This is a genomic window from Bradyrhizobium lablabi (assembly GCF_001440475.1).
GTDB lineage: Bacteria > Pseudomonadota > Alphaproteobacteria > Rhizobiales > Xanthobacteraceae > Bradyrhizobium > Bradyrhizobium lablabi.
This window is the reverse complement of sequence record NZ_LLYB01000071.1, coordinates 331,150-353,861: the sequence shown is the minus strand read 5'-3', so window position 1 is coordinate 353,861 and position 22,712 is coordinate 331,150. Positions and strand designations below refer to the sequence as shown.

The 22,712-nt window shown below is 63.0% G+C and carries 17 protein-coding genes and 1 pseudogene; 4 read left to right on the top strand and 14 right to left on the bottom strand.

Annotated elements, in window-relative coordinates; genetic code table 11:
• Positions 1–17 precede the first annotated feature (17 nt).
• From urtE to urtA, 5 genes are all read right to left on the bottom strand, one after another.
• On the bottom strand, positions 18–707 hold the full coding sequence (gene urtE, locus CQ14_RS19035; protein WP_057859355.1) for an urea ABC transporter ATP-binding subunit UrtE: 690 nt from the start codon (positions 705–707) through the stop codon (positions 18–20).
• Positions 708–718: 11 nt separating this feature from the next.
• The gene (gene urtD, locus CQ14_RS19030; protein ID WP_057835713.1) at positions 719–1,474 is read right to left on the bottom strand and encodes an urea ABC transporter ATP-binding protein UrtD; all 756 of its coding nucleotides are present in this window, start codon (positions 1,472–1,474) and stop codon (positions 719–721) included.
• 124 nt (positions 1,475–1,598) lie between these two features.
• Positions 1,599–2,744: an urea ABC transporter permease subunit UrtC gene (gene urtC / locus CQ14_RS19025; RefSeq protein WP_057859354.1), complete on the bottom strand. Its 1,146-nt coding sequence runs from the start codon at positions 2,742–2,744 to the stop codon at positions 1,599–1,601.
• A gap of 17 nt (positions 2,745–2,761) precedes the next feature.
• Positions 2,762–3,688 carry an urea ABC transporter permease subunit UrtB gene (urtB, locus tag CQ14_RS19020; RefSeq protein WP_057859353.1) on the bottom strand — a complete coding sequence of 309 codons (927 nt, stop codon included), beginning with the start codon at positions 3,686–3,688 and terminating at the stop codon, positions 2,762–2,764.
• Positions 3,689–3,819: 131 nt separating this feature from the next.
• Positions 3,820–5,079 (bottom strand): urea ABC transporter substrate-binding protein, encoded by a 1,260-nt coding sequence (urtA, locus tag CQ14_RS19015; protein ID WP_057859352.1) that lies wholly within the window; start codon positions 5,077–5,079, stop codon positions 3,820–3,822.
• Positions 5,080–5,251: 172 nt separating this feature from the next.
• Between urtA and CQ14_RS19010 the strand changes: the two genes are divergently transcribed.
• Both CQ14_RS19010 and CQ14_RS19005 read left to right on the top strand, forming a co-directional pair.
• A complete protein-coding gene (locus CQ14_RS19010) occupies positions 5,252–8,623 on the top strand; it encodes a hybrid sensor histidine kinase/response regulator (RefSeq protein WP_057859351.1) in 3,372 nt (1,123 codons plus the stop codon).
• Positions 8,613–9,539 carry a response regulator gene (locus CQ14_RS19005; protein WP_057859350.1) on the top strand — a complete coding sequence of 309 codons (927 nt, stop codon included), beginning with the start codon at positions 8,613–8,615 and terminating at the stop codon, positions 9,537–9,539. Before CQ14_RS19010 ends, CQ14_RS19005 begins: the two co-directional genes overlap by 11 nt.
• Before the next feature lie 144 nt (positions 9,540–9,683).
• On the opposite strand, the gene CQ14_RS19000 is transcribed toward CQ14_RS19005, so the two are convergent.
• The 9 genes and pseudogenes from CQ14_RS19000 to CQ14_RS18965 form a co-directional block, all read right to left on the bottom strand.
• Positions 9,684–12,389: a nitrate reductase gene (locus tag CQ14_RS19000; RefSeq protein WP_057859349.1), complete on the bottom strand. Its 2,706-nt coding sequence runs from the start codon at positions 12,387–12,389 to the stop codon at positions 9,684–9,686.
• A gap of 13 nt (positions 12,390–12,402) precedes the next feature.
• Entirely contained in the window at positions 12,403–13,620 is a 1,218-nt protein-coding gene (locus tag CQ14_RS18995; protein WP_057859348.1) for an NAD(P)/FAD-dependent oxidoreductase, read from the bottom strand.
• Positions 13,621–13,629: 9 nt separating this feature from the next.
• On the bottom strand, positions 13,630–14,055 hold the full coding sequence (locus tag CQ14_RS18990; protein ID WP_057859347.1) for a globin family protein: 426 nt from the start codon (positions 14,053–14,055) through the stop codon (positions 13,630–13,632).
• 53 nt (positions 14,056–14,108) lie between these two features.
• Positions 14,109–14,903 (bottom strand): ABC transporter ATP-binding protein, encoded by a 795-nt coding sequence (locus tag CQ14_RS18985; protein ID WP_057859346.1) that lies wholly within the window; start codon positions 14,901–14,903, stop codon positions 14,109–14,111.
• Between the two features lie 11 nt (positions 14,904–14,914).
• Positions 14,915–15,823, bottom strand: coding sequence for a nitrate ABC transporter permease (ntrB, locus tag CQ14_RS18980; protein ID WP_057859345.1), 909 nt, complete (start codon positions 15,821–15,823; stop codon positions 14,915–14,917).
• A gap of 64 nt (positions 15,824–15,887) precedes the next feature.
• Positions 15,888–17,204, bottom strand: a complete 1,317-nt coding sequence (locus CQ14_RS18975; protein WP_057859344.1) for a CmpA/NrtA family ABC transporter substrate-binding protein — start codon at positions 17,202–17,204, stop codon at positions 15,888–15,890.
• Between the two features lie 40 nt (positions 17,205–17,244).
• A pseudogene (locus CQ14_RS18970) lies at positions 17,245–18,259 on the bottom strand (CmpA/NrtA family ABC transporter substrate-binding protein); the annotation flags it as partial.
• A gap of 54 nt (positions 18,260–18,313) precedes the next feature.
• A partial coding sequence (locus CQ14_RS46450) for an ABC transporter substrate-binding protein (protein ID WP_245320402.1) occupies positions 18,314–18,563 on the bottom strand: 250 nt, incomplete at its 3' end.
• Positions 18,564–18,903: 340 nt separating this feature from the next.
• Positions 18,904–19,818: an intradiol ring-cleavage dioxygenase gene (locus tag CQ14_RS18965; protein ID WP_057859343.1), complete on the bottom strand. Its 915-nt coding sequence runs from the start codon at positions 19,816–19,818 to the stop codon at positions 18,904–18,906.
• Between the two features lie 147 nt (positions 19,819–19,965).
• Between CQ14_RS18965 and CQ14_RS18960 the strand changes: the two genes are divergently transcribed.
• Together CQ14_RS18960 and CQ14_RS18955 are read left to right on the top strand one after the other, a co-directional pair.
• Entirely contained in the window at positions 19,966–21,240 is a 1,275-nt protein-coding gene (locus CQ14_RS18960) for a serine hydrolase domain-containing protein (RefSeq protein WP_057859342.1), read from the top strand.
• Positions 21,241–21,403: 163 nt separating this feature from the next.
• A partial coding sequence (locus CQ14_RS18955; RefSeq protein WP_245320401.1) for a sensor histidine kinase occupies positions 21,404–22,712 on the top strand: 1,309 nt, incomplete at its 3' end.

The window sequence follows — 22,712 nt, the reverse complement described above, 5'->3', positions numbered from 1 at the left end:
GGCAACACAGTTACGGTTCAGACCGACAGGAATTTCGAGACCTGCGCGGCATCGACGCTGTCGCGCGGATCGTCGCGAACGATCTCGCCGTTCTCGATGACCAGCACGCGGTCGGCGATATCGAGCGCAAAGCTCAAGACCTGCTCAGAGACGACGATCGACAGGCCCCGCTCGTCGCGGATCCGCTTCAGCGTCCGCGCCATTTCCTTGATGATCGACGGCTGGATGCCCTCGGTCGGCTCATCCAGCAGCAGCACTTTTGGTTTGGTCGCGAGCGCGCGCGCAATCGCGAGCTGTTGCTGCTGACCGCCCGACAGATTGCCGCCGCGGCGGTTCTTCATCTCCAGCAGCACCGGAAACAGCTCATAGATGTCATCGGGCACTTCCGCGCCGCCGGATACGACCAGGCCGGTTTCGATGTTCTCCTTCACCGTCATGGTGGAAAAGATCATGCGACCCTGCGGCACATAGGCGAGGCCCTTTGCGACCCGCTCAAAACTCTGCATCGCGTTGAGCTCGGCGCCGTCCATTTTCACCGAGCCGCTCTTCGTGGGCAGGATACCCATCAGCGATTTCATCAGCGTGGTCTTGCCCATGCCGTTGCGGCCCATGATCGCCACGATCTCGTTGGGCGCGACCGATACGTTCAGGCCGTGCAGCACCTCGCTCTGGCCGTAAGCGACGTGAAGATCCGAAATAGCCAGCATGCCCCTGCTCCTTAATGCCCGAGGTAAACTTCAATGACCTTCGGATCGTTCTTGACCTTCTCCATCGTGCCCTCCGACAGGATCTGGCCCTGGTGCAGCACGGTGACCTTGTGGGCGATGTCCTCGACGAACTTCATGTCATGCTCGATGACGAGCACCGAGCGGTCCTTGATGATGCGGTTGAGCAATTCGGCGGTCTTGGCGCGCTCGCTGACGCTCATTCCGGCTACCGGCTCGTCGAGCATCAGGAGCTCCGGGTCCTGGATCAGCAGCATGCCGATCTCGAGCCATTGCTTCTGGCCGTGGCTGAGCTGGTCGGCATAGGTATCGAGGCGATCCTTCAGGAAAATCATCTCGGCGACTTCCTCGACGCGCTCCTTGACCGCCGCGTCGCGCTGAAAGGCCAGCGAGCCGAACACGGTGCGGCCGCGCGGGTAGGAAATCTCGAGGTTCTCGAACACGGTGAGGTCTTCGAACACCGACGGCGTCTGGAACTTGCGTCCCACCCCGGTCTGCACGATCTGGTTCTCCTTCAGCTTCGTCAGCTCCTTGCCGCGAAACTGGATCGAGCCCGACGTCGCCTTGGTCTTTCCGCAGATCAGATCGAGCACCGTGGTCTTGCCGGCGCCGTTGGGGCCGATGATGACGCGGATCTCGTTCTCCTCGACATAGAAGGAGAGATTGTTCACGGCCTTGAAGCCGTCGAACGACACGGTGAGTCCCTCGACCGCGAGCAGGAAGGGTTTGGGCTGGTGACCGATGAGCATGATCTATCTCCGCATTCCGCCAGTGGGGCATCGGCAACCGAGGTGACCGATGAGCATGATCTATCTCCTCATTTCGCCGGTGGGGCATCGGCAACCGAGATGACCGATGAGCATGCTTGCCTCCTCACTCCGCCGGCGCGCCGTCGGCGACGGAATTATCGGCCCACGGGGTACCCGACTTTGATTTGCGCGATGCCAGCAGCCGGTCGATGCGCGGCTGAACGTAATCGGCCCAGATTCCCGACAGGCCGTTCGGGAAGGCCAGCACGACCGCGATGAACAGCGCGCCGAGGCCGAACAGCCAGAGCTGCGGGAAGGATTCCGAAAGGCCGGTCTTGGCGAAGTTGACCAGCAACGAGCCCCACACCGCGCCGAAGATCGACATCCGCCCGCCGACCGCCGTGTAGATCACCATCTCGATCGACGGCACGATGCCGACAAAGGACGGTGACATGAAGCCGACATTGAGCGCGAACATGGCGCCGCCGATCGCGGCAAAGACCGCGGCCATGCAGAAGGCGAAGATCTTGAAGTTGGCGACGCTGTAGCCGGAGAACCGGACGCGGTCTTCCTGTTCGCGCATCGCCACCAGGATGCGGCCGAGCTTGGTCAGGCGGATGAACTGCGCGATGCCGATGCAGGCGAACAGCAACACCACTTCGACGAAGTACAGGATGATCTTGGCATGATCCGGCCGGATGTCCCAACCCTTCAGCGTGCGCAGATCGGTCATGCCGTTGATGCCGCCGGTGTAGCCCTGCTGTCCCACGATCAAAATGGTCAGGATCGCGGCGACCGCCTGGGTGATGATCGCGAAATAGGTGCCGCCGACACGGCGCTTGAACATCGCGGTGCCGATGATCAGGGCGAACAGGCCGGGCACCAGGATGATGGCAGCGATGGTGAAGGTGAGGCTGTGGAACGGCTGCCAGAACAGGGGCAGCGACGTGATCTGGTTCCAGTCCATGAAATCGGGAATGCCGGGCGTCGACTGGATCTTGGTGTTCTCGACGCTGGAGGCTTCCAGCTTGAGGAACATCGCCATGCAGTAGCCGCCGAGGCCGAAGAACACGCCCTGCCCCAGGCTCAGAATGCCGCCATAGCCCCAGCACAGCACCAGCCCGATCGCAACGAAGGCGTAGGTCAGATATTTCGCGACCAGGTTGAGGCGGAACACATCCAGCGACAGCGGCAGGATCACGAACAGGATGGCGGCCAGCGCAATGAAGCCGATGAGCTCGGATCGATTGAAGAAGCGTGAGTTGATCATGACCGGGCCTGCTTCTGTTATTTGCGGACTTTGAGGGCGAACAGGCCTTGCGGCCGCAACATCAGGATTCCGACCACGGCGAGCAGCGTCAGCACCTTGGCCATCGAGCCCGACATGAAGAATTCCAGCGTCGACTGGGTCTGCGAGATCGAGAAGGCGGAGGCGATGGTGCCGAGCAGGCTGGCGGCGCCGCCGAACACGACAACCAGGAAGGTATCGACGATGTAGAGCTGGCCTGAAGTGGGCCCGGTCGAGCCGATCATGGTGAAGGCGCTTCCGGCGATGCCGGCAATGCCGCAACCAAGCCCGAAGGTGTAACGGTCGACCTTCTCGGTATTGATGCCGACGGCGCCGGCCATGATGCGGTTCTGCACCACGGCGCGGACCTGACGGCCCCAGCGCGATTTGTACAGAACGTAGGCGACCACGACGGTGATCAGCACCGTCAGGCCCATCACGAAGACGCCGTTGATCGGGACCTCGATGCTGTCGGTCACCTTGAGCGAGCCCAGCATCCATTGCGGAAGATCGACGCCGACTTCACGCGCGCCGAAGATCGAACGATAGGCCTGCTGCAGCATCAGGCTGAGGCCCCAGGTGGCCAGCAGCGTGTCGAGCGGACGCTTGTATAGATGCCGGATCAGCGCCCATTCGACCAGCATCCCCAACGCGCCGGAGGCCAGGAAGGCCAGTATCATCGCGAGGAAGAAATAGCCGCTGAACAGGCTCGGCAGGAACGCCTGGAAGAAGTTCGACGTCATCCAGGTGACGTAGGCGCCGAGGATCATGAACTCGCCATGCGCCATGTTGATGACGCCCATCTGGCCGAAGATGATCGCCAGCCCCAGCGCCATCAGCACGTAGACGGAAAACAGGATCAGGCCCGCAAAGCCCTGCATGACGAAGATGGAGCCCAGATCGCCAATCGAATAGTCGCCGAACATCGATGTTTCTCCGTCGAGGGGATAAAGTCCCCGCGCCGCGAGCAAAGTCGCGACGCGGGGTCGTCAAGCGCGGATTGACGGTCCACGCCAGGGAGCTCTTGCTCGGGAAGCTTGCGGGGAGTCCGCAGCCCTTACTGGTAGCCCTTCGGGAACGGATCGGGCTCGACCAGATCCGACGTCTCGAAGATCAGTTCGAACTGGCCATCGAGCTTGGCGCGGCCGACCCGGGTCTTCGACCACAGGTGATGGTTTTCATGGATGCGCACGTAGCCTTCGGGCGCTTCCTTGAACTCAACGCCGGGCGATGCGGCCGCGATCTTGTCGACATCGAAACTGCCGGCCTTCTCGCAGGTCAGTTTCCACAGCCACGGGCCGAGATAGCCGGCCTGCGTCACGTCGCCGATCACAGTCTTCTCGCCCCACAGCTTCTTGAAGGCGGGAACGAACGCCTTGTTGTTGGCATTGTCGAGCGACTGGAAGTACTTCATGCAGGCATAAGCGCCCGCGATGTTTTCGCCGCCGATGCCGTCGATTTCGTCCTCGGTCACCGAGATCGTCAGCAGCGCCTGCTTCGACAGGTCGACGCCGGCCGCCTTGAGCTGCTTGTAGAAGGCGACGTTCGAGCCGCCGACCACGTCGGTGAAGATGACGTCGGGCTTGGTCAGCTTGATCTTGTTGATGACCGAATTGAACTGGGTGCTGCCGAGCGCGTAATATTCCTCGCCGACGACCTTGCCCTTCAGCACGTTCTCGACATGCTTGCGTGCGATCTTGTTCGAGGTGCGCGGCCAGATGTAGTCCGAGCCGATGAAGAAGAATGACTTGGCGCCCTTCTCCTTGGCGATCCAGTTCAGGCCGGCGAGAATCTGCTGGGTGGCTTCCTGGCCGGTGTAGATGACGTTCTTGGACTGCTCGAGGCCTTCATAGAAGGTCGGGTAATAGAGCATGCCGTTGTACTGCTCGACGACCGGCAGCACCGCCTTGCGCGATGCCGAGGTCCAGCAGCCCATGATCGCGGCGACCTTGTCGTTGACGAGCAGCTTCTTGGCCTTTTCCGCAAATGTCGGCCAGTCGCTGGCGCCGTCTTCCTGGATGAACTTGATCTTGCGCCCGAGCACGCCGCCGGCGGCGTTGATCTGTTCGATCGCGAGCTTTTCAGCCTGGATCGAGCCGGTCTCCGAGATCGCCATGGTGCCGGTGGCCGAGTGCAGAATGCCGACGGTGACTTCCGTGTCGGTGACCGCGAGGCCCGTGGTGTTGACTGTGGCGGTGGCGGGACCCGCCCCGAATGACGGCCGCGGAAGGATGGAAATGAGCGGCAAGGCCGCCGCGCCCATCAGCAGTTTGCGGCGAAGCGGCGACTGCAAGCCCTTGTTTGGTTCGTCTGACATGAGCACCCCATTTTGTTCGAGAACGCTTATTGGTCAGGCGAGGATTGCCCAGAATTGTGCACTGCACAGATACGTGGGATTGCGTATACTGCACCGCAAAATAGCGACGTAGGTTTTGGTACGGAGTTTGCTGGCTGGACGGGGGTCGGCTGAACTGGGCAGGAGCAAATAGGTGGCAGGGCGGCAGCGGATAGACCGCGTCAGGCGCCAGTATAATCAATGGGTTGCCAACCAGACGCTGGAAGACTACGCGCTGCGCTTCACCGCCAAGAGCGCGCGGCGATGGTCCGCCGCCCGCGTCGCCAATACGGCCCTTGGCGCGATCTCGTTTCTGGCGCTGGAGGCGATCGGCGGCACGATTACGCTGAATTACGGCGCCACCAACGCCACCGTTGCCATCCTGGTCGTCAGCGTCATCATTTTCTTCTGCGGCCTGCCGATTGCCTATCATGCCGCCAAATGCGGCATCGATATCGACCTGCTGACCCGCGGCGCCGGCTTCGGCTATATCGGCTCGACCATCACCTCGCTGATCTACGCCTCCTTCACCTTCATCTTCTTCGCGATCGAGGCGGTCATTCTCGCCTCCGCGCTGGAGATGTGCTTCGGCATCCCCCGGCCGATCGGCTATCTCATCAGCGCCGTCGTGATCATTCCACTCGTCACCTACGGCATCACGCTGATCAGCCGCTTCCAACTATGGACGCAGCCGATCTGGATCATCCTGCACATCCTCCCCTTCGTCGCGATCGCCTATGCCAATCCGCATTCGTTCACGGAATGGCGAAAGTTCGCCGGCGAGCATGGCGATGCCGGCGGCCATCTTGATTTGCTGCTATTCGGCACCGCTGCCTCGGTGGTGTTTTCACTTGTTGCGCAGATCGGCGAGCAGGTCGACTTCCTGCGCTTTCTGCCGCGCGACCGCCGCACGTCGCGGACGTCATGGTGGATCTCGCTGTTGATCGCCGGCCCCGGCTGGATCCTCTTCGGCGCGCTCAAGCTGCTGCTCGGCTCGTTCCTCGCCTTCTTTGCGCTGAGCCACGGGCTCTCCAGCGAGCAGGCCGCCGAGCCCGCGCATATGTATCTCGAAGCGTTCCGCTACGTGCTGTCGCAGCCGGACATGGCGCTGGCGCTGACGGGCACCTTCGTCATCCTCTCGCAGATCAAGATCAACGTCACCAACGCCTATGCCGGCTCGATCGCCTGGTCGAACTTCTTCTCGCGGCTGACCCACAGCCATCCCGGCCGCGTGGTGTGGCTGGTGTTCAATGTCGTGGTGGCGCTGCTGCTGATGGAAATCGGCGTCTACAAGGCGCTGGAGCAGACGCTGGCGCTTTATTCCAACGTGGCGATCGCCTGGGTCGGCGCGCTGGTCGCCGATCTCGTCGTCAACAAGCCGCTGGGGCTCCGGCCACAGCACATCGAGTTCAAGCGCGCGCATCTCTGCGACATCAATCCGGTCGGCGTCGGCGCGATGACGATCGCGACCATCGTCTCGATCTCGGCGTTCTACGGCCTGTTCGGCCCGACGGCGAAGGCGCTCTCCGCCTTCGTGGCGCTGGCGGTTGCCTTCGTCACCGCGCCGTTGATCGCATGGGCGACCGACGGCAAATATTACATCGCGCGAAAGCCGAAGCGGAGCTGGCAGAACCTCGAATCGATCCAGTGCTGTATCTGCGAGCATTCGTTCGAGCCGGAGGATATGGCCTCCTGCCCGGCCTATGCCGGGCCGATCTGCTCGCTGTGCTGTTCGCTCGATGCGCGCTGCCACGATCTCTGCAAGCCGCATGCGCGCGCAGGCGCCCAGGTCTCGGACATGCTCGGGAAACTGCTGCCGGAGCCGATCTTTGCGCGGATCAATTCGCAGTTCGGGCATTACCTCGGCGTGTTCGCGGTTTCCGCCGGCCTCGTCGGACTGACGCTCGGGCTGATCTATCTGCAGACCTCGGCGACGATGCCGGCCGAGAACTTTGCGCTGTCGGACGTGCTGTGGAAGGTATTTTTCGCGCTCACCATCATCATCGGCGTTGTGGCATGGCTGTTCGTGCTGGCGGAGCAGAGCCGCCGCGCCGCGGAAGCGGAGACGCGGCGGCAGACCACGCTGCTGATTCAGGAAATCGACGCGCACAAGCGCACTGATGCCGAGTTGCAGCGCGCCAAGGAAGTCGCGGAGTCCGCCAACCTCGCCAAGAGCCGCTACGTTGTCGGGTTGAGCCACGAGCTGCGGTCGCCGCTGAACGCAATTAGCGGCTACGCGCAATTGCTGGAACAGGATTCGAGCCTTGCGACAAAGCCACGCGACCAGGTGCGCGTGGTGCGACGCAGCGCCGATCATCTGTCGGGGCTGATCGACGGCATTCTCGATATTTCCAAGATCGAGGCCGGCCGGCTCTATCTGTCGCGCGACGAGGTACGCTTGAGCGAATTTCTCGATCAGCTCGTCGGCATGTTCCGCGTTCAGGCTGCCGCCAAGGGCATCGACTTCGTGTTCAAGCGGCCCGCGGTGCTGCCCGTCGTGGTCTATGCCGACGAGAAGCGGCTGCGGCAGGTTCTGATCAACCTGCTGTCGAACGCGCTGAAGTTCACGCAGAGCGGCAGCGTGCAATTCGTCGTGCATTACCGCAGCCCTGTTGCGGAGTTCGAGATCATCGACACCGGGCCCGGCATCCAGGCGGACGATCTCGAACGCATCTTTGCGCCGTTCGAACGCGGCGCACTTGGCGTCTCGCAGCCGCAGACCGGCACCGGGCTTGGCCTCACCATCAGCCGGCTGCTGGCGGGGGTGATGGGCGGCGATATCAAGGTGGCAAGCGAGGTCGGCACCGGCAGCACGTTCCGCGTCAAGATCCTGCTGTCGGAAGTCACCAACCCGACCCGCATCGCGCCGGTGGAAGCGCCGATCTTCGGCTATCACGGCCCGCGCAAGACCATTCTGATTACCGACGACGATCCGACTCACCGCGACCTCCTCCGCGAAGTGCTGACGCCGCTCGGCTTCATCCTGCTGAGCGCGCCCGACGGGCCCGGCTGCCTGGCGCTCGCGCAGCACTGCCGGCCTGATCTGTTCCTGCTGGATATTTCGATGGCCGGCATGGACGGATGGACGGTGGCGCAGACGTTGCGTGAGAGCGGCCATCACCAGGCCCGCATCCTCATGGTCTCGGCGAGCGCGCTGGAAGCCCACGGCGCGCCGCTGGCGCAGCCGTTCCACGACGGCTATCTGATGAAGCCGATCGATATTCCCCGCCTGCTCGAAACCATCAGGCAACTGCTCAAGCTCGAATGGCAATATGAGGCCGACCAGCTCCCCGCCCCGCACTGGAAGCCGGAGACCGGCTCACGGCCGCCGTTGAAACACGTCGAAGAGCTGATCGGGCTCGGGCAACTCGGTTATATCAGAGCGATCCAGCTCAAGCTCGACGAAATCGGCAACGATCATCCCGAACATGCCGATTTCGTTTCACAAATGCGCGCGCTGATCGACCGTTTCGACCTCGATCAGTACATGGCGACCCTGAAAGCCCTGCACAGCCATGATCATTGAACCGAAAAAGCGTGACGTCGCCCTCGTCGTCGACGATTCCCCGGAGACGCTGCGGCTGCTCACCGATGCGCTCGACGGCGCGGGCATGACGGTGATGGTTGCGCTCGACGGCGCCTCTGCGATGCGGATCGTCGACCAGATCACGCCCGACATCGTGCTGCTCGACGCCGTGATGCCGGGCATGGACGGGTTCGAGACCTGCCGGCGGCTGAAGCGCGACGCCGGCCTCGATCACGTGCCGATCATCTTCATGACGGGGCTCGCCGAGACCGAGCACATCGTGCGCGGGCTCGAGGCCGGCGGCGTCGACTATGTGACAAAACCGATCGCGGTCCAGGAGATGCTGGCGCGCATCCGCGTTCACCTCGCCAACGCCCGGCTGACCCAGAGCGCGCGCGCCGCGCTCGACGTCTCCGGCCGCTATCTGCTCGCGGTCAACGCCGTGGGCAGGATCATGTGGGCGACACCGCAGGCGCAAAAGCTGCTGGCGGATGCGTTTGCGGCCGAGGGTGACGACGTCGTGCTGCCGGAGCCGATCCCGCAATGGCTCGATCAGGCCCGCAAGGGCAAGGCCGGCGCCAAGGTCGCGGCCATGCCGACGTTGCACGGTGGCGAGCAGCTTCGCCTGCAATATATGGGCAAGCTCGGCGCCAACGAATTCCTGCTGCGGCTTGCCAAGGATTCAGGCGCCGACACCCCGGCCGAATTCTCCAGCGAGCTGGGGCTGACGACGCGCGAGGGCGAAGTGCTGTCGTGGCTGTCCAAGGGCAAGACCAACCGCGACATCGCGCAGATTTTGGGTCTCTCGCCGCGCACCGTCGACAAGCATCTGGAGCAGATCTATTCCAAGCTCGGCGTCGAGAACCGCACCGCCGCGGCGGCGATCGCGGTGAATGCGAAGAACCGGAAGGGGTGAGCGAAGTGTGGTCTCGCCGCGCGCCTGAATAGGTCCTAGCCCTCATCCTGAGGAGCCGCGAAGCGGCGTCTCGAAGGATGAAGGCCCCCGTCGGTGGCCTCACGGTTCGAGACGCGCTTCGCGCTCCTCACCATGAGGGCGGTATCAGTTCACGGCCGCCAATTTCTCCGACACGGCATCCCGCGTACTCGCCTGCGCAATCAGCCGCTTCAGCTCCGGAATGCACGAGCCGCAATTGGTGCCGGCTTTCAGCTTGCTGCCAATATCGGCCGCCGTACGCGCGCCGGCGGCTATGGTCTCGCAGATCGTGTTGCGGCCGACGCCGAAGCAGGCGCAGACGATCGGGCCGGCGTTGGCGAGGCCGTCGGCCGACTTGCCTGAGAGCAGCATGCGGCGCTGGTCGTGGCTCAGCGCATCCGCGGCAAACAGGCCTTTGACCACGTTCCAGTCGCCGGCGTCCCCGGCAGGACCAATGAACAGGCAGGTGTCGATGCGATCTCCACTGAAGGATGCCGCACGATAGACGCCGCCGCCAAAATCCTTGTATTCGGCGAGATCGTCGCGCACGGCGGATTTCAGCCAGGACTGCCAGCCCGTGACATCGGCATTGTCGGCGAACAGGTAGCCATGGCCGCCATTGACGGCCACGCGAGCCACCCAGGCATGCGCCGGGAATTCGAGCGGCTGGCGCGACAGCGCGAAGCCGCGGAAGACGTATTCGTAAGGAACGATGGAAGCGGGCGTCGCCTTGTTCTCGGGCTGGCCCGAGAAGGGATCGGTCAACGGGGCCACCAGCGAGCCTACGCGCGCGCCGGTCGCGTTGGCCGCGCTCCAGTGGATCGGCGCAAACAGCATGCCACGCTGCTGGCGTTCGCTGACGATGATGCGAAGCGTGCATTGCCCGTAGTCGGTGGTGACCCGCGCGAAATCGCCGTCGGCAACGCCGTAACGCGCGGCATCGTCGGGATGCACCTCGACGAACGGCTCCGGCAAATGCTGGCCGAGCCGCGGGCTCATCCCCGTGCGGGTCATGGTGTGCCACTGGTCGCGGATGCGGCCAGTGTTGAGCCGCAGCGGCCGCGCGGCCGTGGTCTCCGTGCGCAGTGCAGGCACTTCCGGCGCGACAAAGCGGGCTCGAAAATCGTTGGCGAAGAAACCGCCTTCCCCGAAGAAGCGCGCCTGCGGCTCGGCGCCCTGCCGCGCCGGCCATTGCACCGGCGCCATCGCGTCGAAATCGCTGTTCGACAGCGCCTGCAGCGCGCCGATGTCGAAGTCGCGCGCGCCCTCATTCTCGAATGCCGAGAGCGCGGCGTGCTCGCGAAAAATATCCGCAGCCGAGGTAAAGCCGAAGGCCGCGCCGAAGCCGAGGCGCTTTGCAATCTCGCCCATGATCCACCAGTCGGGCTTCGTCTCGCCGGGCGGGACAAGGAAGGCACGCTGCCGCGAGATCCGCCGCTCCGAATTGGTCACGGTGCCGGATTTCTCGCCCCAGGCCTGCGCCGGCAGCAGCACATGCGCGCCCACATCGACCGTGTCGTTGGAAATCACGTTCTCGGAAATCACGAACAGTTCGAGCTTCTTCAAGGCGTCGCGGACGCCATCGGCGTTCGGCAGCGACACTGCCGGATTGGTGCCCATCACCCACAACGCCTTGATCTCGCCGCGCGCGATGGCCTCGAACATCTGCACCGCCTTCAAGCCCTCATGGGTCGCGATCCGCGGCGCCTTCCAGAACCGCCGCACGCGGTCGATGTCCGGCGGCGTGAAGCCCATATGGGCCGCCAACTGGTTGGCGAGTCCGCCGACCTCGCGCCCACCCATCGCATTGGGCTGGCCCGTCAGCGAGAGCGGTGACGCGCCCGGCAGGCCGATCCGCCCGGTCGCGAGGTGGCAGTTGAGAATGGCGTTGACCTTGTCGGTGCCCTGCGCCGACTGGTTGACGCCCTGCGAATAGAGCGTGACCACGCGCGGCGTGCTGGCAAACACCTGGAAGAAAGTTGCGACGTCCTGCTCGGCAAGACCGGTCGCCAGTGCCGTCGCCCCGACGCTGCCCGCGATGTTGCGCGCGCGCGTGATGGCGTCGTCGAAGCCAGCCGTATGGCGCTCGATGTAACCGCGGTCGAGCACACCGTTGTCGGCGAGGTGAACCAGCAAGCCGCTGAACAGCGCCGTATCGGTGCCGGGCCTCAATCCCAGGAACAGGTCGTCGTCGCCAACGGTATCGGTGCGGCGCGGATCGATCACGACGATGCGCGCGCCGCGCGTCTGCTTGTTGACGAGCATGCGCTGGTACAGCACCGGGTGGCACCAGGCCGCATTGGAGCCGACCAGCACGAGCAGATCCGCCTCGTCGAGATCCTCATAACATCCCGGCACGGTGTCGGCGCCGAAGGCGCGGCGATGTCCGGCGACGGACGAGGCCATGCAGAGGCGCGAATTGGTGTCGACATTGGCGCTGCCGATAAACCCCTTCATCAGCTTGTTGGCGACGTAATAGTCTTCCGTCAGCAACTGGCCGGAGAGATAGAAAGCGACGGCACCGGGGCCATCACGCGCGATGATGTGCTGGAAGCGGTGCGCGACATGGTCGAGCGCATCACTCCAAGCCACGCGCTCCATGACCCCCTCGCCGCATCGGATCATCGGATAGAGCAAGCGGTCGGCGAGGCCGAGCGTCTCGCCGAGCGCCGAGCCCTTCGAGCACAGCCGGCCGAAATTGGCGGGATGCTCGGGATCGCCCGATATCGCCGCCCCACCCCGCCCGTCCGGCGTCGCCAGAACGCCGCAGCCGACGCCGCAATAGGCGCAGGTGGTTTTGACGGCGCGAAGATCGGGATCGACGATGGTCATGGCAGCAACCGGATCATGCAGCTTCCGAGCGCGTCGCGAGCGAGCGGCCGAACATCATGTCGGCGCGAATTCTCGCCGTCGGCTGGCGCGTACGGATCAATTCGAGATACCAGAGCGCGTCGGCGACATCCCCGATCAACACCGCGCCGGTCAGTCGCCCGTCTGAGATCACCAGCTTCTTGTAAGTGCCGTTGTTGATATCCGACAGCACGATGCTCTCGCTGCCGTCGCCGCCGATGAAATCGCCGGCGGAGAATACGCTGACGCCGGAAACCTTGAGGTTGGTCGCCACGGTGCTGCCGGAATAGGCAGCCTCGCGCCCCGCCAGATGCCGCGCCAGCACCCGCGCCTGCTCATAAGCCGGCTCGACCAGGCCGTAGCAGACGCCGCGATGCTCGGCGCATTCCCCAATCGCAAACACGTCGGATGCGCCGGTCTGCAGGTGGTCGTCGACCACGATGCCGCGATTGACCGGGATGCCGGCCTCCTTCGCCAGTGCGGTGTTCGGCCGGATGCCGGCCGCGAAGATCACGGCATCGGCGTCGATCCGGCGTCCGTCCGCCAGTTCGACGTCCTCGACGCGGGTCACACCATGGATCTGCGCGGTGTTGGCGTTGAGCAGGATTTCGATCCCCTTGCGCTCGACAAGCGACTTCAGAAGTTCGGCCGCGGGCGCATCGAGCTGCCGCTCCATCAGGCGGTCCATCAGATGCACCAGCGTCACCGGCGCGCCGGCCTTGGCGAGGCCATAGGCGGCTTCGAGGCCAAGCAATCCGCCGCCGACCACGACGACACGCTTTTTCTGCGCCGCCAGCGTCAGCAGCAGGTCGACGTCGCGGCTGTCGCGGAACGTATGGACGCCGGCGAGATCGGCGCCCGGCACGTTGAGCCGCAGCGGCGACGATCCTGTGGTGAGCACCAGTTTCGAAAACGGAATGCTCTCGTCATTCTCGATCTTGAGTTCGCGGCGGCCGACGTCGATCTCGGTGGCGATGCAGCCATATTTCAGGGTGACGCCGCGGTCGCGCCACCAGGACGCGGGCCGCAACTCGATGTCCTGCGAGGTGGTCTCGCCGGCCAGGACCGACGACAGCAGCACGCGATTATAGGCAAGCCGCGGTTCGTCGCCGATCACGGCAATGGCGTAGCGGCCCAATGCCACCTTGGCCAGTTCGTCGACGAGACGGGCAGCGGCCATACCGTTGCCGACGATGACAAGCGGTTCGCTCATGGCGCGTCCTTACTCGGCGGCTTGCGGGCTGCCGTAGGCTTCCGAGATCATGTAACCGGACAACGTGGTGTAGGCCGCGGTCCAGGCGTCGGCGACGTCAGAGGTCCAGGCCGCGCCGAGTCCTTTCTCCAGCGTCCACAACAGCGCACCACCGACGACCGGATAGTGCTCGGCCTTGGCGCCGTAGCTGACGTGGCGCTTGGCCAAGGCGCTCGCGGCCGGCAACACCGCGCCGAGATCGCCAAGGCCGTTGACCACCACGGCGAGCGTTGCCATCAGCTTTTTGCGCTGCTCGCTCATGTCGGCGGGAAACATCGCCTTCACCTGCGGCGCGACCTCGAACAGGCGGTCGTAGAACATCACCGCCGCCTGTTCGGAAATTGGCGCGACCTTGGCGAAACTTTGCTGCACGAGATTGACTTGCTCTGACGTCATTCCTGCTCTCCTGCCTGTTCCGAAGCACCGCCCCGTATTGGACCAAGCAAGACTCAGGCCGCTTCGACGAAGCGATGCCGCTCGTAGAGGAATTCGAGCACGCGCTGCCGGCACTTGAGGTAAGCAGGGTTAGTCGCGAGCTCGAGCCGCTTGCGTGGACGCGTCAACGGCACTTCGAGCACCTCGCCGATCCGCGCGCTCGGACCGTTGGTCATCATCACGATGCGGTCCGACAAGAGCACGGCCTCGTCGACGTCGTGGGTGATCATCAGGATGGTGTTGCCGAGCTTCTGATGCAGCGCCATCACCGAGTCCTGCAGATGCGCACGCGTCAGCGCGTCGAGCGCGCCAAAGGGCTCGTCGAGCAACAGCACCTTCGGCTCCATCGCCAGCGCGCGCGCGATGCCGACGCGCTGTTTCATGCCGCCGGAAATTTCGCTCGGGCGCTTTTCCCTGGCATGGGCCATCTGCACCAGGTTGAGATTGTGCATCACCCAGGCGTCGCGCTCGGCACGAGTCTTGGTCGAGGCGAACACCTTGTCGACGCCGAGCTTGACGTTCTCATAGACCGTCAACCAGGGCAGCAGGCTGTGGTTCTGGAACACCACCGCACGATCCGGCCCCGGCGAATTGACCTCGCGGTTTTCCAGGAGCACGCCGCCGGTTGTAGCGCCAGTGAGGCCTGCCACGATGTTGAGCAGCGTGGATTTGCCGCAGCCCGAATGGCCGATGATCGAGACGTATTCTCCCTTCTCGATCGTCAGATTGATTTCCTTCAGCACCTCGGTGGTGGCGTTGCCGCGGGTGAAGGTCTTGTCGATGTGGTCGAGCTTCAGATAGGCGTGCATGACATTCTCCTTCAGTTCAGCGCGGTGCCGCGGGTCACGATCTTCGCCAGTCCCGCGATCAGACGGTCGAGCACGAAGCCGATGATGCCGACATAGAACAGGGCCAGGATGATTTCGCTGATGTGCGAGGAGTTCCAGGCGTCCCAGATGAAGAAGCCGATGCCGACGCCGCCGATCAGCATTTCTGCCGCGACGATCGCTAGCCACGACAGGCCGATACCGATGCGAAGCCCTGTGAAGATGTAGGGCGCCGCCGCCGGGATCATGATCTTGGAGAAGAACTCCAGCGGATTGAGCTGCACCACCGCCGCGACATTGCGGTAATCCTGCGGGATGTTGCGGATGCCGACCGCGGTGTTGATGATGATCGGCCACACCGAGGTGATGAAGATGACGAAGATCGCCGAGGGCTGACCGTCACGGAACGCGGCGAGCGACAGCGGCAGCCACGCCAGCGGCGGGATGGTGCGCAGCACCTGGAATAGCGGATCGAGCCCGCGCATCGCCCACACTGACTGCCCGACCAGCGTGCCGAGCGCGATGCCGACAATGGCGGCAATCGAGTAACCATAGGCGACGCGCTGCAGCGAGGCGGACAAATGCCAGAACAGCCCCTTGTCGATGCCGCCATTGTCGAAGAACGGATCGAGGATCAGTTCCTTGGTGTCCTTGAAGACTTTCGATGGCGGCGGGAGCGTCGAGCCGGTGCGGCGGCAGACCAGCTCCCAGAACAGCATCAACAGCGCGAGCACGATCAGCGGCGGCACGACGCGTACTGCGGCTTCCTTCGCCATCTTGACGTATTTCTCGGCACGCGGCGCCTGCTTCGGCGTCATCGTCACCACGGGCGCCGCCGTGGCCGGCGAGGTGCTCGGAATCGCCACCGCGGTGGCTTCGGCTTTGATCGCAGGCATTGTCATTGAAAATGCATCTCCGTGTTCAAAAAGGCAGGCCGCACGCGTCCGGCGCGCGGCCCGGTTTGGATCAGACATCAACACGCTTGATCGACAGGGACTTCAGATACGCAGACGGGTTTTCCGGATCGAACACCTTGCCGTCGAAGAAGGTCTCGTTGCCGCGCGACTTGGACGCCGGAATATCGGAGGCAGCAACCTTCAGTTCCTTGGCGGCCTCTCGCCACAGGTCCTCGCGATTGACCTTGGCGATGAGCGCCTTGGTATCCATGCTGGTTGGCATCTTGCCCCAGCGGATGTTCTCCGTAAGAAACCATAGGTCGTGGCTCTGGAACGGATAGGACGCGTAGTCGCGCCAGAACTTCATCAGCAGCGGGCTGTTCTTCTCAACTCGCCCGTTTCCATAGTTGAAGTTTCCCTTGATGCGCTCGTCGATGTCGGCTGCCGGAACGTTCATCCACTGCCGCTTGGCGCTGATAGCCGCCAACTCGTCCTTGTTCGCGTCCTTGTCGCACCACTGCAGCGCTTCCATGACGGCCATCAGCAACGCTTTGGCTGCACGCGGATTCTTATCAACCCAGGCGGCGCGCATGCCGAGCACCTTCTCGGGATGGTCCTTCCAGATCTCCCCCGTCGTAACGGCGGAGTAGCCCGCCTTCTGGTGGATCAGCTGCTCATTCCATGGCTCGCCGACGCAAAGGCAATCCATCGTGCCGACCTTCATGTTCGCAACCATCTGAGGCGGTGGAACGACGATGGTTTCGACATCCTTGTCCGGGTCGATGCCGCCGGCGGCCATCCAGTACCGAATCCAGAGATCGTGCGTGCCTCCCGGGAAGGTCATCGCAGCCTTAACGGACTTGCCGGACGCTTTCTTCTTTTCCAATGCTGCCTTGAGCGGGGCGGCATCGAGACCGACTTTCAAATCGGCGTATTCATTGCTGACCGAGATGCCCTGACAATTGAGATCCAGCCGGGCCAGAATATGCATCGGCGTCGGCACATTGTTTTGAGTCACAATGCCGGCTGTCATCTGATAAGGCATCGGGGTCAAGATGTGGGCACCGTCGATACCATTGCCCTCTGAACCGAGCACGAGGTTGTCGCGCGTGGTGCCCCATGACGCCTGTTTCTCGACCTCGACGTCGGGCATGCCGTATTTCGCGAACATGCCCTTCTCTTTGGCGACAAACAGCGGCGCCGCATCGGTCAAGGCGATGAAACCGAGCTTGGCGGCCTTCACTTCCGGCCCTGCCGTCTCGGCGAAGGCGCCTGCTGGAAAATTCAACTTCGCTGCGGCAAGCAACGCGGCAGTCCCGCCTCCCGCCTTCAGCAAAGCGCGCCGGCTCAATTTCTGAAACGAGCGATCAGTTTGATCTCTTTTCATATCCAGTTTCCTCGCACCCCAATGTCTCGACGTGAACGGATCAAACCTCGACGCGCTTGATCGACAGCGACTTGAGGTATGCCGCCGGATTTTCCGGATCGAACACTTTCCCGTCGAAAAAGGTCTCCTTGCCGCGTGACTTGGAGGTCGGGATATCTGCGGCGGCAACACCGAGCTCCTTGGCGGCTTCCTTCCAAAGATCTTCGCGGTTGACCTTGGCGATCAGCGCCTTGGTGTCGAAGCCCGGCTCGAACTTGCCCCAACGGATGTCCTCAGTGAGGAACCAGAGATCGTGGCTCTGGAACGGATAGGATGCATGGTCCTTCCAGAAGCGCATCTGCTGCGGTGAGTTGTCGACGACACGGCCGGTGCCATAGTCGAACTTGCCTTTCATGCGGTCGGTGATGTCCTCGACCGGACAGTTGATCCACTGGCGCTTGGCGCAGATGACTGCAGCTTCTTCGCGGTTCTCCACCTTCTCGGCCCACTGCTGGGCTTCCATCACCGCCATCAGCAGCGCTTTGGCTGCCTTCGGATATTTGTCTACATAAGCAGCGCGCATGCCGAACGACTTCTCCGGATGCTTGTCCCAGAGCTCACCGGTCGTGAGCGCGGTGTAGCCGATGTTCTGATGGATCAACTGAAGGTTCCACGGCTCGCACACACAGAACGCATCCATGGTGCCGACCTTCATATTGGCAACCATCTGCGCAGGCGGAATGACGATGGTCTCGATATCCTTGTCGGGATCGATGCCGCCGGCGGCAAGCCAGTAACGGATCCAGAGATCGTGGGTCCCGCCGGGGAAGGTCATCGCTGCCTTGATGGCTTTGCCAGACGCCTTCTTCTTTTCCAACGCTGTCTTGAACGGTGCGGTGTCGACGCCAATTTTGAGGTCGGCATATTCCTTGGCGACCGAAATGCACTGGCCATTCAGATTGAGCCGCGCCAGGATGTACATCGGCGTCGGCTGGTTATTCTGAGTGACCTTGCCGGCTGAAATCAGGTACGGCATCGGGGTCAGGATGTGCGCACCGTCGATGCCGTTGCCTTCCNGAGCCGAGCACGAGATTGTCGCGCGTGGTGCCCCAGGACGCCTGCTTCTGCANCTTCGACATCAGGCATGCCATATTTCGCGAAGATGCCCTTCTCCTTGGCGACGAACAGCGGCGTGGCGTCGGTCAGCGCGATAAAGCCAAGCTTGGCGGCCTTCACCTCCGGACCCGCCCCTTGCGCAAACGCACCGGCGGGGAAATTCAGCTTGGCGGCGGCGAGCAATGCTGCCGTGCCGCCGGTCGCCTTCAGGAGCTGGCGGCGGCTGAAACCGCGGCGTGAGGTCGGATTGGTAGGCTTCGTCATGGGCGTCGTTGTCCTTTTGCGTCAGTGCGTGAAACGGGGGCCGTCCGATTGGGGCACCGCGCTAGGCGCAAAAAGGCGTGTTCCAGGGAGGCCCCGGAATGGCGGCGTCACAATTCGGATGAGTGGTCTCAAGGGACGGCATCGATGGCGTCAGCACTAGCTATTCAAGCTCCGTGCCAAGCCTCGTGCATCGCAAAAAACTTATCGATATCAATACATTGCAGAAAAGTTGCCGTAAAAAGCGGCAGCGGTCAGGAACCAGTCACAGCTTTCCAAATTTGCGATTCGCTCAATTCTTGTGCGGCGCACAAGAATTGAGCAAGCGGTGCAGCACCATGCCTTATGCGTCTTCAGCGGCCTTCGCCATCATCGGCTTTGGCGCGTTTCCATCGCCCGGCTTCATCCGGAATTCGTAGGTCATGAGGTGCCATGGTTCGCCGGCGGACTTGCCGTCCGGCATCGTCGCATCCGTTCGCTTTTCGATTTTGGCGACCAGTTCGTCCTTGACGCCAAACACCACGTCGGAATCCAGATATTTGTCGCCGTCGATGAAGACGTGGGTGATCAGCGGCTGGTGACCGGGCGCATTGACCAGGAAATGCACATGCGCCGGTCGCATCGGGTGGCGGCCGGTCTGCACGATCATCTCGCCGACAGGACCGTCGGTCGGAATCGGATAGCTGCATGGCAGGATGGTGCGGAAGAAGAACCGTCCATCGGCGTCGGTGATGAAGCGCGCCCGTGACGACGGCCCCTGCGCCGCATAGGCCGGCTTCTGGGAATCGTAGAAGCCGTCGCCATCGGCGTGCCAGATGTCGACCGGCACATTCGCCAGCGGCTTGCCCTCGAGGTCGGTGACGCGGCTCTGCACGAACATCCGCTCGCCTTGCAGATCGGCCGAGACGTCGGTGCCATGCGGCGTGACCTTGTGCTCACCGACATAGAACGGGCCGAGCACGGTGGTCTCTGTGGCGCCCTCGCGTTCCCTGTGGTTCACGGCATCGACCAGCATCGATACGCCGAGCACGTCGGACAGCAGAATGAACTCCTGCCGGATCGCAGTGCACTTCTGGCCCGTCCGCGTCAGGAAATCGATCGCATATTCCCACTCCTCGAAGGTGAGATCGGTCTTGCGGACGTAGTCGTGCAGCGACTTCACCAGTTCCTGGAGCAGGAATTTGGCGCGCGGATCGGGCGTATCGTCGAAGCTGCGGATTACGGCGGCGGTCAGTTCGGTTTCGCTGAATTGGCGCATTTTTGCTGTCCTGCGGAATAGACCAAGGCTGGCGCCACCCTACACCACCGTCTCCCCCCGGATAAGCACGGCCGGTTGGAACGTGCGACACTTTTCGGCTATCAATTTTCGCTATCAAGACGTCTCGCCAGCCGGAGATCAGCGCCGATGTTAGCCCCTACCCCCGCCTCGCCCGAGCAAGCCGGAATGTCCAAGGTGGCGCTCGATCGCCTCGAGAACCATCTGAAGCAGCGCTACGTCGATGCCGGCCGCTTCCCGGGAACGCAACTCCTGATCTATCGTCGCGGCAAGGTCGTCCATTCCACCTCGCAGGGCTTTGCCGACATCGAGCACAAGGTGCCGGTCAAGGACGACACGATCTTCCGCATCTATTCGATGACCAAGCCGCTCACGTCCGTCGCCTTCATGATGCTGGTAGAGGAAGGCCGTGTCGCGCTGGACGAGCCCGTGCACAAATACATTCCGCAATGGAAGAACCTCGGCGTGTTCGTGGCCGGCACCCATCCCGCGTTCCTGACCCGCCCGCCGTCGCGGCCGATGCTGATCGTGGACCTGCTGCGCCACACCTCGGGCCTGACATATGGCTTCCAGCAGCGCAGCAATGTCGATGCCGCCTATCGCGAGAACAAGATCGGCGAAGTCGAGAAGGCCGGTACGCTGCAAAGCATGATCGACGACCTCGCCAAAATTCCGCTGGAATTTTCGCCGGGCGAGGCCTGGAACTATTCCGTCGCCACCGACGTGATCGGCTACCTCATCGGTGTAATCAGCGGCAAGCCGTTCGAGCAGTTCCTCAAAGAACGCATCCTCGACCCGCTCGGCATGAGCGATACCGATTTCTTCGTGCCAAGGGATAAGGCGCATCGTTTCGCCGCCTGCTATTCGGCCGACCCGGATGGCGGCATGACGTTCCACGCCACCGAGCGCAAGGGCACGCTGACGCTGCAGGACGACCCGATGACGAGTTCATTCCTGGAGCCGCCCTCCTTCATCTCCGGCGGCGGCGGGCTGTGCTCGACGTCGGCCGATTATCTCACCTTCTGCCGGGCGCTGCTTAATGGCGGCGAGCTCGGCGGCGTCCGCCTGCTCGGCCCGAAGACGCTGAAGCTGATGACCTCGAACCATCTGCCCGGCGGGCTCGATCTGCCGGCCCTGTCGCGCTCGCTGTTCTCGGAGGCAAGCTATAACGGCATCGGCTTCGGCCTTGGCTTTGCGGTCACCATGAACCCGGTGCAGACGCTGATTCCCGGCAGCCCCGGCGAGTTCAACTGGGGCGGCGCGGCGACGACCTCGTTTTTCATCGATCCGGCGGAAGAGCTGATCACGATCTTCATGACGCAGGTGCTGCCCTCGAGCGCCTATCCGCTGCGGCGCGAGTTGCGCACCATGGTGTACGCCGCCATCACCGACAGCAATCTCTGAGATCGGGAAGCCGGGCTTCGGGGAGCGACGGCGAGCGCTCCCGGAACCCGGCGCTTTTTTGCCGCGGCTCGAATTTATACCCCCCAACATCCCTCTTATATCCTTGGCGAAATTCGGCGGCTTCTCCTATGCTGCCCAGCTGGGGGCCGATCCGGGGCTTGCGTTGCCGAAATCTTCACTGCCAGTGCGTCTCGCCCTCCTGGTTGCGGGAACCACGCTGCCGCTGATCCTTTTCGCGGCCGGCATCGTTTTCAACCATTACAAGCAGGACCGCCAGATCGCTACGCAACGCGTGCTTGAAACGAGCCGCAGCATTCGCCTCGTGCTGGACGCGGAGGTGCAGCGGATCACCGGGGCGCTGCAGGTGCTGTCGCTGACAAACGCGCTGCGTAACGGGGATTTCGAGGGATTCCGCCGCATCTGCCAGGGCTTCCTCGACCAGTACGGCGAAGGCGGCGTCGTGCTGGTCGCGGATCGCGAAGGCCGGCAGGTATTCTCCTCGCTCACATCGGATACGGCGAACCTGCCATTGCGCAACAACCTGCCCATGGTCGCGAAGGTCTTCGCGGAGAAGAGGCCAATCTATTCCAACCTGTTCTTTGGCACGATCAAGAGACGGCTGATCGTCACGGTCGAGGTGCCCGTGATGCGGGACGACGAGGTGCTTTTCGACATCTCCTTCAGCCCGCCGATCGAAATCTTCCAGGCGATGATCGAGCAGCAGCGGCCGAGCAAGGACTGGACGATCTCGATCTTCGACAGCGAAGGCACCAATTTCGCGCGTGTCCCCAACCCGCAGGAGACCGTCGGCAAGCCGGCATCGCCCTCGTTCTATGCGGAGATGTCCCAGAATCCGGAAGCTACCGTGTCGACGGTGTCGCTCGAGGGCGTGCCGCTGATCACGAGCTTTGCGCGCTCCTCGCTCACCGGCTGGACGGTGGCCGCCGGCGTGGCCGAAAGCTCTCTCGTTGCGCCGCTCTGGCGCAACCTCGCGCTGACCAGCGTGATGGGCGCCGTCCTGCTGATGGTCGGCCTGGCCTTTGCGGTGCGGATGGCAACCCAGATCGCCCGCGGCGAGATGCTGCACAATCTTTTGATCGAAGAGCTCAACCACCGCGTCAAGAATACGCTCGCGGTCCTGCAGTCGATTGCCACCCAGACCTTCCGCAGCGCGAGCCGTGCCGAGCGGGAGAAATTTGAAGGGAGGCTCGGCGCGCTGGCGGAGGCGCACAACCTCTTGAGCGAGGAGAAGTGGCAGGGCGCGGAGTTGCGGGAAGTGATCGCGCGGGTGCTGCAACCCTATTTGCTGAATAATCCGGAGCGGGTGCGGATGTTCGGACCGCGGGTCCCGCTGTCGCCGCGACTCGCCGTGGTGCTGTCGATGATCGTGCACGAGATCGGAACCAATGCCGCCAAATACGGCGCGCTATCGAACGACACGGGGACTGTCGCGGTGGATTGGGAGATCCTCG

Bases quoted from the DNA above. Each gene is read 5' to 3' on its own strand.
- urtA (WP_057859352.1), bottom strand. From the start codon at position 5,079: ATGTCAGACGAACCAAACAAGGGCTTGCAGTCGCCGCTTCGCCGCAAA.
- urtE (WP_057859355.1), bottom strand. From the start codon at position 707: ATGCTGGCTATTTCGGATCTTCACGTCGCTTACGGCCAGAGCGAGGTG.
- urtB (WP_057859353.1), bottom strand. From the start codon at position 3,688: ATGTTCGGCGACTATTCGATTGGCGATCTGGGCTCCATCTTCGTCATG.
- CQ14_RS18995 (WP_057859348.1), bottom strand. From the start codon at position 13,620: ATGAGCGAACCGCTTGTCATCGTCGGCAACGGTATGGCCGCTGCCCGT.
- ntrB (WP_057859345.1), bottom strand. From the start codon at position 15,823: ATGACAATGCCTGCGATCAAAGCCGAAGCCACCGCGGTGGCGATTCCG.
- CQ14_RS18990 (WP_057859347.1), bottom strand. From the start codon at position 14,055: ATGACGTCAGAGCAAGTCAATCTCGTGCAGCAAAGTTTCGCCAAGGTC.
- CQ14_RS18985 (WP_057859346.1), bottom strand. From the start codon at position 14,903: ATGCACGCCTATCTGAAGCTCGACCACATCGACAAGACCTTCACCCGC.
- CQ14_RS18975 (WP_057859344.1), bottom strand. From the start codon at position 17,204: ATGAAAAGAGATCAAACTGATCGCTCGTTTCAGAAATTGAGCCGGCGC.
- CQ14_RS18965 (WP_057859343.1), bottom strand. From the start codon at position 19,818: ATGCGCCAATTCAGCGAAACCGAACTGACCGCCGCCGTAATCCGCAGC.
- CQ14_RS19000 (WP_057859349.1), bottom strand. From the start codon at position 12,389: ATGACCATCGTCGATCCCGATCTTCGCGCCGTCAAAACCACCTGCGCC.
- CQ14_RS19005 (WP_057859350.1), top strand. From the start codon at position 8,613: ATGATCATTGAACCGAAAAAGCGTGACGTCGCCCTCGTCGTCGACGAT.
- CQ14_RS18960 (WP_057859342.1), top strand. From the start codon at position 19,966: ATGTTAGCCCCTACCCCCGCCTCGCCCGAGCAAGCCGGAATGTCCAAG.
- urtC (WP_057859354.1), bottom strand. From the start codon at position 2,744: ATGATCAACTCACGCTTCTTCAATCGATCCGAGCTCATCGGCTTCATT.
- urtD (WP_057835713.1), bottom strand. From the start codon at position 1,474: ATGCTCATCGGTCACCAGCCCAAACCCTTCCTGCTCGCGGTCGAGGGA.